This is a genomic window from uncultured Marivita sp., from assembly GCF_947488135.1.
Classification (GTDB): Bacteria; Pseudomonadota; Alphaproteobacteria; order Rhodobacterales; family Rhodobacteraceae; genus Marivita.
Map to the genome: position 1 here is coordinate 223,331 of NZ_CANKYW010000002.1, position 13,219 is coordinate 236,549.

Consider the following 13,219-nt stretch of genomic DNA (forward strand, 5'->3'; position numbering starts at 1 on the left):
TGCGAAAGAGGATGTCATGATCAAGAAACTGCTGCCCCTGCTGTCCCTCATTGTCGGTCTTGGTGGCGGTGGCGCTGCCGCCATCGTCCTGGCACCTGCGGCTGAAAAGCCGGATGAACTCTCGACAAACGCCGTCGAGGATTCACAGGCCAAGCAGATCCCCGACGATCATGATGCACAGCCTGGCGACACGGAAATCGTCAAGCTGCCAAACCAGTTCGTAATTCCCGTCATTCTGAACAATCGGGTACGGGCCATGGTCATTCTGACCGTTGCGCTTGAGGTTCAAACCGGCGCGGCTGACGAGGTCCGCACGCTTGAGCCGAAACTTCGGGACATGTTCCTGTCCGAATTATTCAGTCTGGCCGCCCTGGACGGATTTCGCGACGAAATAATTTCGCGGCAAACGCTCGACCTCGTCAAGCGCGCCTTGACCGAACGCTCCAAAGAAATTCTTGGCAAACAGGTCGTCACCGTCCTGATCACCGACATGGCGCGGCAAGACGCGTTCTAATGGCGCTTTTTCATCTCGAACAAGATCTGCGCCCGCTCTTCTTCCGTTTGAAAAACCGGAAGCCGCGCTTCACGCTTTTCGATCTGCAAAGCAAGACCCAGCCTCTGCCGCATCATCGCCTTCAGCGTTCCCTCGACCTGACGCCGTTGCATCGCGGCTTTGGCCAACGCGGGTTGCAGACGCCTTTGATCGTTTGAAAGCTTGCGAAGCCGCAATTCGCGAAACCGAAAGGATGCCGGATCGATGGCCGCGTCTTCCTGAAGCGACGCCGAAAGCTCGTGTTCTTGTTCTGTGATGGCGACCTGTCTGGACCTCAGCTCGGCCTTGATCCTCATTTCATGCGTCAGCATGACTTCCAATGCCTGCACCCGCGCTTCGAGAACGCCCAAGGCTTTACGAAGGCTTTCGGTTTCCCTCATTTGCGCAACATCTCCTGAATGCGCCTTGAATAGGCAATGGCGGCGGCGACGGCCTTGTAATGATTCGTTTCGATCGACATGCCCACTTTGACATTCGCATAAAGCTCTCGGGCTGTGGGCGGGTCTCGATAGATCGGGACACCAGACTGCATCGCGATCTCGCGGATCTTCCTCGCTGTCTCATCCGTTCCGCGCGCGACGCATTTCGGCACGGTGGTGTCCTCCCCGGTCCACTGCAACGCGACGGCGTAATGGGTCGGGTTCGTGATAATTACTGTGGCCTTGGGAACATCGAGAAGCATCCGATTGGTCGCGATTTCCTCGGCCTTGGCGCGACGCTGCTGGCGAATGTTCTCGTCGCCTTCCTCGTTCTTGTGCTCGTCCCTCAGTTCCTTGTGCGACATCCGGTTTTTGCTTGCGTGGTCATGAATTTGCCAAAGCAGATCCAAAGCGGCGAAACCGACATACGCGATCAAAGTGAACCACAACCAACGCATTGCCACGTCATAAATATTGGCCAGCGCCATATGTTCACCACGCACGATCGCCATCTCGAACAGCGCGTAGCCGTCGAATATGAAGACCGCCATCAAGACCGCAAAGACGGAAAACTTTGCAAAGTTCTTGGCGAACTCGAACAGACCCGACCATCCGTATTTTTTCTTGGCATTCGCGATCAGGGATATGCGGTTCAGCTTTGGTTGGAGCTTGTCGCCAGTGAACACCATCTGCTTGGTTCCGATCAGGCCAGCCGCCAGAACGACGAACGGGAGGATGAACAGGACCGCGAGCAGCGGCAGTATCCAACCGGCCACTGCTTGCAGGACACTCGTACCATCGAGAAGACCGCGTTGTGACACGGATTGGGCGATGAAACCTCTGATCCTGAAAACCACGTCGGTCATGATCCCGCTGAAGACCGCGTAGAGCGCAATGATGAAAAGAACGAGAACAACGAGGTTCACGACATCCTGCGACCGGACGAATTCGCCCTTCTTCCGCGCGTTTTCCAGCTTTCTGGGGGTGGCGTCGTACGGTTTGTCGCCCTGGTCTTCCTCGGATTCGCTCATCGCGGCCCTTCAAACGGCATCATCAGGATCGTCAGCGCTTTTTCTTGCCAAACGGTCAAAAGGAATTCGGAATGCTGGTGAAGGAAATAGATGGAAAACAGCGCCACGAAGGGGATGCCGATGAAGGACACCATGAATTGCGGCATCGCTTTGTTGATGAAGCCGATACACAGATAATAGACGAACATCAGGCTTGCGAATCCTGCCGACAAGATGACGGCGTGGTCGAAGATGTAATCCATGAGCGAGGTGATCGTCGCTGCGAAATATCCGGTGATCGCGTTCCAATCGGGCAACTGGGCAAAGTAACTCGCGAACAAACCGTACAGCATCTGATCCGCAAGCGTCGTGGAATACAAAAGCGCGATAGCGGTCGTGGTCAGAATGTGGCTGACAACCGGCATCGGCTCGGTCGCATTGCCCAGCATCTGGGCAAGCGAAATGTTCTGGCTGATGATCGTACCTGCCTTTTCCAGCAGGATGATCATGCCGCGTGAAACGATTCCGATGAAGTACCCGACCGTGATTTCCCGGACGGCAAAGATCAAAAGTTCCGTGCCTGTCAAGGACGATGCTGGAAGATACGGTTGCAAAACCGGCGCAATCGCTATCGAGAAGAACCCGGCAACTGACAATTTGATGCGCACCGAGACATAGCTTTCGCCGTATCCGGGGACAAACGAGATCGCCGGCGCCATCCTGAGAAACACGGCGAAAACAAGCCAGATTTGAGCGTTGATCTCTGAGAGAACGCCCTCGGTCATCGTCAGGCCGCAATCGTGCCGACAAGGGCGGGCTTTGCATCGAGGCCGATCTCCTCGAACGCCATGACGGGGTTGGTGATCCCCTTGGCCGTGAGCAGGCTGCGCAGGAAACGACGGCGGCGCGCTGGCGTGATGAGGGCGGGAAACAGTCCCTTCTGGCTTGCCTTGGCGAGCTCTTCGGCAATCTTTTTCGACAGGGTTTCAAACTCTTTCGGCGGTAAGGCGACATCAGGTGCACCACGGTCGTTGGTGACCTCGCATTCCTCGAAACGCCGTTCCCAATCCGAAGCGAGATGCACCAAGGGGATGGTTCCATCTTCCCGGCGCATGGCCGCCACCAGTTGAAAGCCCAGTCGCTGCCGAACGTGTTCGCAGATCGCCTCGGCAGAGAGGCCTTGTCCACGGGTTTCGGCGATTGCTTCGAGAATGAGTTGAAAGTTGCGGATCGAAACCTGCTCATCCAGCAACAGCTTCAGCACCTGAAGAAGCGTGTCCATCGGCACCTTGTCCGGCACGATCTGGTCGATCAGGGCACGATTGGCCTCTGCTCGTCCCGGGTTCGACAAAGCGCCGAGTTCGTCCAGAAGCCGTTTCAGCGACTTCATCGTCAAAAGCCGCCCCAGGTTGCGTTTGATCACCTCGAGCAGATGGGTCGCCAATACCTCGCTCGGGGAGACGACGGTCAATCCGTTCAACTGTGCATCTTCGCGCTCGGCGTCCTGAATCCAGCGGGCGGGAGCACCGTAGACCGGCTCTTCGACGTCGCGCCCGGTTGGGAGCGCCGCGGCACCTTCGGGAATGAGCGCCAGCATCAGATCAGGGTGCAGAACGCCCCGCGCAACTTCGACACCGTGGATGCGAAGCACGTAAGTACCGTCCTTGAGCATCACATCATCGGTCAGCCGAACTTCGGGCATGATCGTTCCGAAACTCTTGGCGATATGCGTGCGCATATTGACTATGCGTGAATCCAATCCGTTTGCGGGATCGAGCACCATGTCCACGAGGTCAGGTGCGAATTCGACATGGATGTCGTCGAGATCGAGCACATCGCCGATCGGTCGATCCCGCGCTGATTTGGGCGCTTCCTCCGGCACTTCCTCGGAGTCGGCCTCCGACGCGTGGCGGTTCACCCAGTAGGCCAATCCGCCAAGGATCATGCCGCCCGTCAAAAACGGCACGACCGGGAGACCGGGAACCAAGGCAAACACGCCCATGAGGACGGCGACGGTGGCCAATGCCGCAGGGTGGCGGCCAAGCTGCGAGGTGATGGCGAGATCAGTCGCACCGATCGCGCTGCCCCGTGCCAACAAAAGCGCCGCAGCGATCGAGATGATCACGGCCGGGATCTGCGTGACCAGACCATCCCCCACCGTCAGGATCGCATAGGTTTCGAACGCGGCGCCAATCGGCATTCCGTGGATCACGGTGCCCATGATGAGGCCCACCACGATATTGAGAAGCGTGATCAATAACCCGGCAACCGCGTCGCCCTTGACGAATTTCGAAGCGCCATCGAGCGAACCGAAGAACGTGGTTTCCTGCAGTTCCCGCTCCCGGCGCGCCCGCGCTTCGGCATGCGTGATCGCCCCGGCGGCCATATCGCTGTCGATGGCCAACTGCTTGCCCGGCATACCGTCCAAGGCAAAGCGCGCCCCAACCTCGGCCATGCGCGCCGCACCTTTGGTGATCACCATGAAATTGACGATCAGCAGAACGCAGAAGACGACAAGCCCCAGAAAGACACTGCCGCCCATCACGAAATCCGCAAATCCCTGAATGACGTTTCCGGCCGCGTCCGTGCCAGTATGACCCTCCCCAATAATGAGCTTCGTCGAACTGATATTGAGCGACAGCCGCAGCATCAGGGACGCCAAAAGGATGGTCGGAAAAGCCGAGAAATCCAGAGGGCGTTCGACAAAGAGCGTGACCGTGAAGATCAGAATGGCGAGCGCGAAGGAGGTCGCGAGGCCGATATCCAAAACGAAGGCCGGCACCGGCAGGATCATCATGACGATCACCGCCATCAACGCGACGGCAAGGCCAACCGTCGGTTTCGCAAACAAATTGCCCAACGCGTCGCCCATCAGTTTGTCCTGTTAAATTGAATGAACGGCTGGCTGCCTGTGGCGTCGGTCAGAAAAAGTGAGCCGGGCCGGGCCGTTCCCGATTGGCCGAAGAGCACGGGCGCAGGCCGTGGTGCCTCAAGGGGAACGGGCGCATCCAGCGCTGCCACCCGATCATGAAGACGCCTGAACTTGGATTTGTACCGCTCCGCGTATTCCGGCGTGCGGCTGTGATAGGCACCGGCGGCTTCGGTCCAATTCCCGTGTTCGCGGTACAGGTCCGACAGGAATTGCGCGGCATAAAGCGCGTTCAGGTCCGGATCGAACATATCGTCAAGGGAACGGAACCCTTCGGCATGCCAGCGATAATTGATCTGGAAACAACCGATATCGATATTCGATACCCCGCGTTTCACTTTGGAGAAAACGTAAGACCGCGCGTCGTCTTCCGTCTGGAACCACGACCCGTCGCCCGCATGGTTGACCGTCCACGGCCAGGGGTCCGCATCTTTCCCACGGCCGGTTTCAAGGCGGGTGATCGTCCTCATGACATCCAGCGGGACACCGGTTTCGGCAGCGGCGCGCTGAGCCGCAGCGTCGCAAATGCTGGCAATTGCGGGCCAGGCCCCTGCGCAAACCAGGGATAGCGCCAATAAGACGGATTTCACCGATATTCCGGTCAACACACGGCCCTCGCATTCTGCGGTTTGGGCGACCGTAGAGGAACGAGGGTTAGGATTTGGTTACGAGAGGAGTGCCCGTACTCAGAAAATCGCTTCGAGCAGCGCCACAAGGCCGCCGCCGATTACTGCGCCGATCACAGACCACATCACAGCCGTCCTGACCGGCGTCTTCCTGGGCTCGGGCGAACCTTGCGCCTGGGCGATCAACAGCTGTTCCATCAATCCCGGCAAGCGCGGTCCGAACCGTGCAAGCACAAGCGCCGTCTTGCCGAGGTCCTTCGCGAAGGCGCGCGGGCCGATGCTCGTCTTGATGTAATCCTCAACAATCGGCTTCGCGACATCCCAGATGTTCATCTTAGGATCAAGCGACCGCGCCACACCTTCGACGACAACCATCGTACGCTGAAGCAAGATCAGTTCGGTGCGGGTTTCCATGCCGAAACGTTCTGTCACTTCAAAGAGATAGCTTAGAAGTCTCCCCATGGAGATGCGGGTCGCATCCATGCCGAAAATCGGCTCTCCCACGGCGCGCAGGGCACGGGCAAATTCGTCGACATCGCGGTCGTTCGGCACATAGCCCGCCTCGAAATGCACCTCGGCCACGCGTTTGTAGTCGCGTCGGATAAACCCATAGAGGATCTCGGCATAAACCCGGCGAGTGTATTCGTCGATATGCCCCATGATCCCGAAATCAAGCGCGATGATATCACCATTCGGTGCCACCTTCAGGTTGCCTTGGTGCATGTCCGCGTGGAAGTATCCGTCGCGAAGAGCGTGCTGCAAAAACAATTGCAGGACCCGTTCACTGAGTGCCACGCGATCATGACCGGCGGCATCCAGTGCATCGTTGTCGCCAAGCGGAACGCCCTCGGCCCAACCCAGTGTCATCACCCGACGACCCGACATTTCCCACTTCACTTCGGGAAGCTGGAAACCGGGATCGTTGATCGTATTCGCCGCAAATTCCGAAGCGGCAGCAGATTCAAGCCGCAGGTCCAATTCGCCCATCACCACGCCTTCGAAATGGGTGATGACGTCCTTGGGGCGCAGACGGCGCGAGGAGGGAGACAGGAATTCGATCATTCCGGCCGCGAAATAGAAGGCGTCGATGTCCTTGCGGAAATCCTTTTCGATATGCGGACGCAGAACCTTGACCGCCACCGTTTCCCCGGTTTGCGCCAGCTTGGCCTTATGCACCTGCGCGATCGACGCGGCGGCGACCGGTTCGCTGAACTCCGAGAACACTGTATCGACCGGTACGCCCAATTCGGACGACACCATCGCCTTGGCTTCGGCAACCGAGAACGGCGGCAGCTTGTCTTGCAGCACCCGCAGCTGTTTGGCCATCTCGTCGCCCACCACATCGGGCCGGGTGCTCAGAACCTGACCGAACTTGATATAGGCAGGGCCCAGTGCCGTCAGCGCGCGCGGCGCGGCGGGAACCGAGGGATCGCCTTCGTATCCCAGCCATTTGAACGGCCAGCCAAGCAGACGCGCTGCCACGCGGAGAGATTTGGGCGCATCGAAGGCGTCAAGCACGACACCCATCGCACCCGTACGTTCCAGCGTCGCGCCTGTACGGATCAGGCGCAGGATGTTGTGCGGGCCTCTCACGTCAGATCTTCCAGCCCGAATGCAGGCAGGCGATACCCATGCTCAGATTGCGGTACTTGGCGTTCTCGAATCCAGCCTGACGTACCATGCCCAGAAACGTGTCCTGATCCGGGAATTTGCGGATCGATTCGACGAGATACTGATAACTGTCGCGATCATTGGCGATAGCCTGACCCAAACGCGGAATGATGTTGAAGGAATAAAGATCGTAGACCTTCTGCATCATCTCATTCGGGATTTGGCTGAATTCCAGAACCATCAACCGTCCACCGGGGCGCAGGACGCGGAACGCCTCATTCAGCGCCTCTTGCGGGCGCGTGACGTTCCGGATGCCGAAAGAAATGGTGTAGACATCGAAGGTGTTGTTTTCGAACGGCAGGTTCATCGCGTCACCGACAACCCAGTCGAGGCTATCGCTCATCGCGTTCGCCTCGGCGCGCTTGCGGCCCTCGATCAGCATGGGTTCTGTCAGGTCAAGCACAGTCGCATGGCCGCGACCGGCACGTTTGAGAAAGCGGAACGAAATATCCCCGGTCCCCCCCGCCACATCGAGAAGCTTCTGTCCCGGGCGCGGGGCGAGCCAGTCCATCATGGCGTCTTTCCAGAGGCGATGGATGCCAAGCGACATGGCGTCATTCATGACGTCGTATTTCGACGCAACAGAGCTGAACACGCCCTGCACGCGACCTGCCTTTTCGTGCTCAGGCACATCCTGAAAGCCGAAATGCGTGGTGGATTGATTTTCGTCTGCCATAAGCCTTGTCGTTTCCCGTGCCAGACTTTCTTATAGAGCGCCCAGACGGCGTTACAATGCGACGGCACGAGACAGGATAGCCCGAATGCCCGAATTGCCAGAGGTTGAGACGGTACGACGCGGGCTGGCCCCCGCAATGGAGGGTTTCGTGATCGCCCGAGCCGACGTGAACCGGCCCGATCTTCGCTGGCCCTTTCCCGCGCGAATGGCCGAACGACTGACCGGAGCTCGCGTCCTCCGGTTGCGGCGGCGGTCGAAATATATTCTTGCCGATCTCGACAGCGGGGAAACGGCGCTTATCCATCTTGGCATGTCCGGACGCATGCTCGTGTCCGGCGACCCGCTGGGTCAGTTCGTGCATGATCACCCCGCACCCGAGAAACATGACCACGTGGTTCTGCACATGGACAACGGGGCGCGGATCACCTTCAACGATCCCCGCCGCTTTGGCGCAATGGATCTTTTCGCAACCAACGAGGCCGACACGCACCCGCTGCTGGCGTCCATCGGTCCGGAGCCCTTGGGCAACAGCTTTGACGAAAGCTACCTGATCGACGCGCTCGCCCATCGAAATACGCCGATGAAATCCGCCCTTCTGGATCAGAAAACGGTCGCCGGTTTGGGCAATATCTATGTCTGCGAGGCGCTGTTCCGGTCGAAAATTCACCCGACCCGCCCAGCGCGGCGGGTGTCGAAAAACCGGGTTTCGCAGCTCGTCCCCGTGATCCGGCAGGTCCTGTTCGATGCCATCGAAGCCGGTGGATCCTCCTTACGCGATTTCCGCCAAGCCGATGGCGAGCTTGGATATTTTCAGCACAGCTTCGATGTCTACGGGCGTGAGGGCGAACCCTGTCGCGCCCCCGGCTGTACCTCAACAATCCGCCGTATCGTGCAATCGGGCCGGTCGACCTTCTATTGCCCCACCTGTCAAAGATAGCTTGAACGGGGCCAGTCACATGCGTAAGGCTGCACCTCTGAGATCACCGAACGGAGCCCTCACTCATGGCTTATGAGACGATCATCGTCGAAATCGAAGATCACGTTGCCACCATCAAACTCAATCGGCCAGACGCGCTGAACGCGCTCAACAGTCAATTGCTGTCGGAATTGGCCGATGCCCTGGCGGACGCCGACTCTAACGAAAAGGTGCGCTGCATCATCCTGACCGGCTCGTCCAAGGCCTTTGCCGCCGGAGCCGATATCAAGGAGATGTCCGAGAAAACCTTTGTCGAGATGTTCATGTCCGATTTCTTCGGCTCCGAATCCCAGGCGGTGTGCAAGGTTCGCAAACCGATCATCGCCGCCGTTTCCGGCTATGCGCTGGGCGGTGGGTGCGAACTTGCCATGATGTGCGATTTCATCATCGCGGCGGACTCCGCGAAATTCGGCCAGCCCGAGATCAATCTCGGCGTTGTGGCCGGTATCGGCGGCACCCAGCGCCTGACGCGCTTTGTCGGCAAATCAAAATCCATGGATATGCATCTTACCGGTCGCTTCATGGACGCCGAAGAGGCGGAACGCTCGGGTCTCGTCAGCCGCGTCGTCCCGGCCAAGTCGCTGATGGAAGAGGCTCAGGCCGCCGCTGCCAAGATCGCCGAGAAATCCATGCTCGCGACCTTCGCCGTCAAGGAGGCCGTGAACCGCGCCTACGAGACAACGTTGAGCGAAGGGCTATTGGCGGAACGGCGTCTGTTCCATTCGCTTTTCGCGACCGAGGACCAGAAGGAAGGCATGGCGGCGTTTCTCGAAAAACGAACGGCCCAGTTCCGCGACCGCTAGTCGCGAAAACAGGTCTTTTCATCAAGAACATCTGGGGCTATACGCCCCCGATACATGCGTGTGATGCCCGCTTAGGCAAGATTCGATCCGGTCGATGGTTCCGGGCGTACTGTCACATGTAACCCGATTTGAACGAAACGAACCAGGATAGATCACATGGCAAATTCGCCCCAGGCCAAGAAGCGTGCAAAGCAGAACGAAAAGCGCTTTGCCATCAACAAAGCCCGCCGCTCGCGCATCCGGACCTTCCTTCGCAAGGTCGAGGAAGCCATCGCCTCCGGCGACAAGGAAGCCGCAACCGCAGCCCTGCGCGCGGCACAGCCCGAAATCATGCGTGGCGTGACCAAAGGCGTGTTCCACAAGAACACAGCCTCGCGCAAAGTGTCCCGCCTCTCCGCTCGGGTCAAAGCTCTCGGCTGAGAATCGTCGGCTGACAAACTTGCTGCTCTAAATCAAGACGCCGCTTCATCCGAAGCGGCGTTTTTTGCCGACACTTGCGCGGCTTTGCACCGGTTGGAGATTCTTTTTCGCCTTTGCCTGAGTCAACAAAGAAGATCAGTTGATGGAGCAATTCCCACCCTTATAAATCAGACCTGCGAGTCACATCGCCGTTGGGGGGACAGGCTCCGCCAGTTCAGAATCGATACGACAATCTGCTTCGATTCCGGTCTGGTGGCAAAATTGATAGAAGATCAACCGCCTCGTCCATATTGATGCTAAGGGCTGTAGCGAACACCAAGTTGCCAGGGGTTCCTCTTCCCATGTCTCTGGTCGTCCAGTTGGGTCTGGGCTGACCGCAGCTCGTCATTTCCCAAGATGTGCCGCAAGGGCGACATAACAATGTCGTCCGATCAGGGGACAAGCATGTGCATGCATATGCCGACAGTGGAACGGGACAGATGACACAAGACCAATGGGGAACAATACGGGATGAACTTCATGAGACCATGGGCGCCAACAGCTTCCAAAGCTGGATCGAACCACTGACCTATGTTGGAACCGAAGACGGCATCGCCCGCTTCCGCGTTCCGACGAACTTTATGGGTAACTATGTATCGCTGAACTATGGCGACATGCTTTTGTCCAAGATCACTAGGATCAACCCGGCGGTCAGGCGGATCGTCTTCGACACCGCCACCGCCAACCAGACCAAATCAGCCCGCGACCAGATGATGTCCATTCCCGAAGAACCGGTCGCCGCTCCTGCGGTTCAGACAAAGTCTGTGTCCCTGTCCGACACGCTCCACGGGTCCCCTCTCGACAAGAGGTTCACCTTCGACACCTTCGTCGTCGGCAAGCCGAATGAACTGGCCCACGCCGCAGCCCGTCGCGTCGCCGAAGGTGGGCCCGTCACCTTCAACCCGCTCTTTCTGTATGGGGGCGTCGGCCTCGGCAAAACGCACCTGATGCACGCCATCGCATGGGAGCTGCGCACCAAGCAGCCGCATCTCAACGTGCTCAACCTGTCGGCAGAGCAATTCATGTATCGCTTCGTCCAGGCCCTGCGCGACCGCAAGATGATGGACTTCAAGGAATTGTTCCGGTCCGTTGACGTTCTCATGGTGGACGACGTGCAATTCATCGCGGGCAAGGACAGCACGCAGGAGGAATTCTTCCACACGTTCAACGCGCTCGTCGATCAGCACAAGCAGATCATCATTTCGGCCGACCGCGCCCCGGACGAGATCAAGGACCTCGAGAATCGCATCAGGTCTCGCCTTCAAAGCGGTTTGGTCGTCGATCTGCACCCGACGGATTACGAACTCCGCCTTGGCATCCTTCAGTCGAAGTCCGAGATGTATTCGCGGATGTATCCGGGTCTCGAAGTCGAACGCGGCATCCTCGAATTTCTAGCGGCCCGTATCGTGAGCAATGTGCGTATCCTCGAAGGCGCATTGACGCGGCTCTTTGCCTTTGCGTCGCTCGTCGGCAAGCCGATCTCGATGGATTTGACCCAAGAGTGCCTCACCGACATCCTGCGCGTGTCCGAGCGCAAGGTGTCCATCGAAGAGATCCAGCGCAAGGTCGCGGATCACTACCTCATTCGTCACTCCGACCTCGTCGGTCCCAAACGGGTCCGGACGTTCGCACGTCCGCGCCAGATCGCGATGTATCTGTGCAAGCAGTTGACCACCCGGTCGCTCCCTGAAATCGGACGTCACTTCGGGGGGCGCGACCACACCACGGTCATGCACGGCGTCAAACGCATCGAAGAGCTGAAAAAACAGGATGCGCAGATCGCGGAAGATGTCGAACTCCTCCGCCGTTCGCTCGAAGCCTGAGTCCCAGACACAACAAACCGGGCTATGGCGTGTCTTACTGCACGCCCGCCCTTGACCCTGCGCGCAATCCGGCCAAGAAATTGCAAAACAAGGGCTTGGAGAGCAACCCTGATGCGGGTTACTGTCGATGTCCGGCCAGTCGGGGGATGAAGGCATGAAATTCAGCATGGAACGCGGAACGCTGCTCAAGGCGGTGTCGCAAGCGCAATCCGTCGTCGAACGGCGCAACACCATTCCCATTCTGGCCAACGTCCTGATCGAAGCCGAAGGCGACACGGTTCAGTTTCGCGCGACCGACCTGGATATCGAGGTGGTGGACCGCGCAGTGGCTCAGGTCGAACGCGCCGGTGCGACAACCGTCTCCGCCGTGACGCTGCACGAGATCGTCCGCAAGCTTCCCGACGGAGCTTTGGTGTCCCTGTCCGAAGACAGCGCCTCGGGCCGACTGACCGTCGAAGCTGGGCGCTCCAACTTTTCTTTGGCAACGCTGCCCAAGGAAGACTTCCCGGTCATGGCCTCGTCGGAATACAGCGCCAACTTCTCGGCCCCGGCGCCGGTGTTGCGTCGGCTGTTCGACAAGTCGAAATTCGCCATCTCGACCGAGGAAACGCGGTATTACCTGAACGGCGTCTACATGCACGTCGCCGATGGAGAAGATGGCAAGGTGCTGCGCTGCGTGGCCACAGATGGCCACCGCCTCGCCCGGATCGACGCTCCGTTGCCGGATGGCGCGGCCGACATGCCTGGCGTCATCGTCCCGCGCAAGACCGTGGGCGAGATGCGCAAGTTGCTAGATGATGACGACATGCAGATCGCGGTTTCGGTGTCGGAAACCAAGGTCCGCTTTGCGACCCCCGATATCACCCTGACCTCCAAGGTGATCGACGGGACCTTCCCCGATTACACCCGCGTCATTCCGCAGGGCAACACCCGCCGTCTCGAAGTGGATGCGGCAGAATTCGCCAAGGCGGTGGACCGCGTTGCCACCGTATCCTCGGAACGCTCGCGCGCGGTAAAGCTGTCGCTGGACGAAGACCGGCTCGTCCTGTCGGTCAACGCACCGGACAGCGGTGCGGCGGAAGAAGAGCTTGCGGTGGCCTATGGCGATGATCGGCTCGAAATCGGTTTCAACGCCAAGTACCTGCTGGAAATCGCCACCCAGGTGGATCGCGAAAACGCCGTTTTCATGTTCAACTCGGCGGGGGACCCGACCCTGATGCGCGAAGGCAATGACACCAGCGCGGTCTATGTCGTCATGCCCATGCGGGTGTGAC

13 protein-coding genes are annotated in these 13,219 nt (G+C 58.8%); 6 read left to right on the forward strand and 7 right to left on the reverse strand.

The window, feature by feature from the left end:
* The first annotated feature begins 16 nt into the window (after positions 1 to 16).
* Entirely contained in the window at positions 17 to 514 is a 498-nt protein-coding gene (locus Q1B16_RS08260; RefSeq protein WP_299786494.1) for a flagellar basal body-associated FliL family protein, read from the forward strand.
* Here the strand turns inward: Q1B16_RS08260 and Q1B16_RS08265 are convergent.
* From Q1B16_RS08265 to ubiE, 7 genes are all read right to left on the reverse strand, one after another.
* Positions 511 to 933 (reverse strand): hypothetical protein, encoded by a 423-nt coding sequence (locus Q1B16_RS08265; RefSeq protein WP_299786496.1) that lies wholly within the window; start codon positions 931 to 933, stop codon positions 511 to 513. The two genes, Q1B16_RS08260 and Q1B16_RS08265, sit on opposite strands and share 4 nt — an antisense overlap.
* Entirely contained in the window at positions 930 to 2,003 is a 1,074-nt protein-coding gene (locus Q1B16_RS08270) for a flagellar type III secretion system protein FlhB (protein ID WP_299786498.1), read from the reverse strand. Before Q1B16_RS08270 ends, Q1B16_RS08265 begins: the two co-directional genes overlap by 4 nt.
* Positions 2,000 to 2,767 (reverse strand): flagellar biosynthetic protein FliR, encoded by a 768-nt coding sequence (locus Q1B16_RS08275; protein ID WP_299786500.1) that lies wholly within the window; start codon positions 2,765 to 2,767, stop codon positions 2,000 to 2,002. Before Q1B16_RS08275 ends, Q1B16_RS08270 begins: the two co-directional genes overlap by 4 nt.
* 2 nt (positions 2,768 to 2,769) lie before the next feature.
* The gene (gene flhA, locus Q1B16_RS08280; RefSeq protein WP_299786502.1) at positions 2,770 to 4,854 is read right to left on the reverse strand and encodes a flagellar biosynthesis protein FlhA; all 2,085 of its coding nucleotides are present in this window, start codon (positions 4,852 to 4,854) and stop codon (positions 2,770 to 2,772) included.
* Entirely contained in the window at positions 4,854 to 5,516 is a 663-nt protein-coding gene (locus Q1B16_RS08285) for a lytic transglycosylase domain-containing protein (protein WP_299786504.1), read from the reverse strand. The genes flhA and Q1B16_RS08285 overlap by 1 nt, the downstream gene beginning before the upstream one ends.
* 81 nt (positions 5,517 to 5,597) lie before the next feature.
* Complete coding sequence (ubiB, locus tag Q1B16_RS08290) at positions 5,598 to 7,130, reverse strand: 2-polyprenylphenol 6-hydroxylase (RefSeq protein WP_299786506.1); 1,533 nt, start codon at positions 7,128 to 7,130, stop codon at positions 5,598 to 5,600.
* A gap of 1 nt (position 7,131) precedes the next feature.
* Entirely contained in the window at positions 7,132 to 7,884 is a 753-nt protein-coding gene (gene ubiE / locus Q1B16_RS08295) for a bifunctional demethylmenaquinone methyltransferase/2-methoxy-6-polyprenyl-1,4-benzoquinol methylase UbiE (protein ID WP_299786508.1), read from the reverse strand.
* Positions 7,885 to 7,969: 85 nt separating this feature from the next.
* Here ubiE and mutM point away from each other — a divergent pair, with 85 nt between their 5' ends.
* The 5 genes from mutM to dnaN all read left to right on the forward strand — a co-directional run bounded on the left by mutM (position 7,970) and on the right by dnaN (position 13,218).
* Positions 7,970 to 8,821 (forward strand): bifunctional DNA-formamidopyrimidine glycosylase/DNA-(apurinic or apyrimidinic site) lyase, encoded by an 852-nt coding sequence (gene mutM, locus Q1B16_RS08300; protein ID WP_299786510.1) that lies wholly within the window; start codon positions 7,970 to 7,972, stop codon positions 8,819 to 8,821.
* A gap of 65 nt (positions 8,822 to 8,886) precedes the next feature.
* Positions 8,887 to 9,663 carry an enoyl-CoA hydratase gene (locus tag Q1B16_RS08305; RefSeq protein WP_299786512.1) on the forward strand — a complete coding sequence of 259 codons (777 nt, stop codon included), beginning with the start codon at positions 8,887 to 8,889 and terminating at the stop codon, positions 9,661 to 9,663.
* A gap of 156 nt (positions 9,664 to 9,819) precedes the next feature.
* Positions 9,820 to 10,083, forward strand: a complete 264-nt coding sequence (rpsT, locus tag Q1B16_RS08310; RefSeq protein WP_299786514.1) for a 30S ribosomal protein S20 — start codon at positions 9,820 to 9,822, stop codon at positions 10,081 to 10,083.
* A gap of 479 nt (positions 10,084 to 10,562) precedes the next feature.
* Positions 10,563 to 11,945, forward strand: a complete 1,383-nt coding sequence (dnaA, locus tag Q1B16_RS08315) for a chromosomal replication initiator protein DnaA (RefSeq protein ID WP_299786516.1) — start codon at positions 10,563 to 10,565, stop codon at positions 11,943 to 11,945.
* A 154-nt stretch (positions 11,946 to 12,099) separates the two neighbouring features.
* The gene (gene dnaN / locus Q1B16_RS08320) at positions 12,100 to 13,218 is read left to right on the forward strand and encodes a DNA polymerase III subunit beta (protein WP_299786518.1); all 1,119 of its coding nucleotides are present in this window, start codon (positions 12,100 to 12,102) and stop codon (positions 13,216 to 13,218) included.
* The last annotated feature ends 1 nt before the right edge of the window (position 13,219 follow it).

Bases quoted from the DNA above. Each gene is read 5' to 3' on its own strand.
- Q1B16_RS08260 (WP_299786494.1), top strand. From the start codon at position 17: ATGATCAAGAAACTGCTGCCCCTGCTGTCCCTCATTGTCGGTCTTGGT.
- Q1B16_RS08265 (WP_299786496.1), bottom strand. From the start codon at position 933: ATGAGGGAAACCGAAAGCCTTCGTAAAGCCTTGGGCGTTCTCGAAGCG.
- Q1B16_RS08270 (WP_299786498.1), bottom strand. From the start codon at position 2,003: ATGAGCGAATCCGAGGAAGACCAGGGCGACAAACCGTACGACGCCACC.
- Q1B16_RS08275 (WP_299786500.1), bottom strand. From the start codon at position 2,767: ATGACCGAGGGCGTTCTCTCAGAGATCAACGCTCAAATCTGGCTTGTT.
- flhA (WP_299786502.1), bottom strand. From the start codon at position 4,854: ATGGGCGACGCGTTGGGCAATTTGTTTGCGAAACCGACGGTTGGCCTT.
- ubiE (WP_299786508.1), bottom strand. From the start codon at position 7,884: ATGGCAGACGAAAATCAATCCACCACGCATTTCGGCTTTCAGGATGTG.
- mutM (WP_299786510.1), top strand. From the start codon at position 7,970: ATGCCCGAATTGCCAGAGGTTGAGACGGTACGACGCGGGCTGGCCCCC.
- Q1B16_RS08305 (WP_299786512.1), top strand. From the start codon at position 8,887: ATGGCTTATGAGACGATCATCGTCGAAATCGAAGATCACGTTGCCACC.
- rpsT (WP_299786514.1), top strand. From the start codon at position 9,820: ATGGCAAATTCGCCCCAGGCCAAGAAGCGTGCAAAGCAGAACGAAAAG.
- dnaA (WP_299786516.1), top strand. From the start codon at position 10,563: ATGACACAAGACCAATGGGGAACAATACGGGATGAACTTCATGAGACC.
- dnaN (WP_299786518.1), top strand. From the start codon at position 12,100: ATGAAATTCAGCATGGAACGCGGAACGCTGCTCAAGGCGGTGTCGCAA.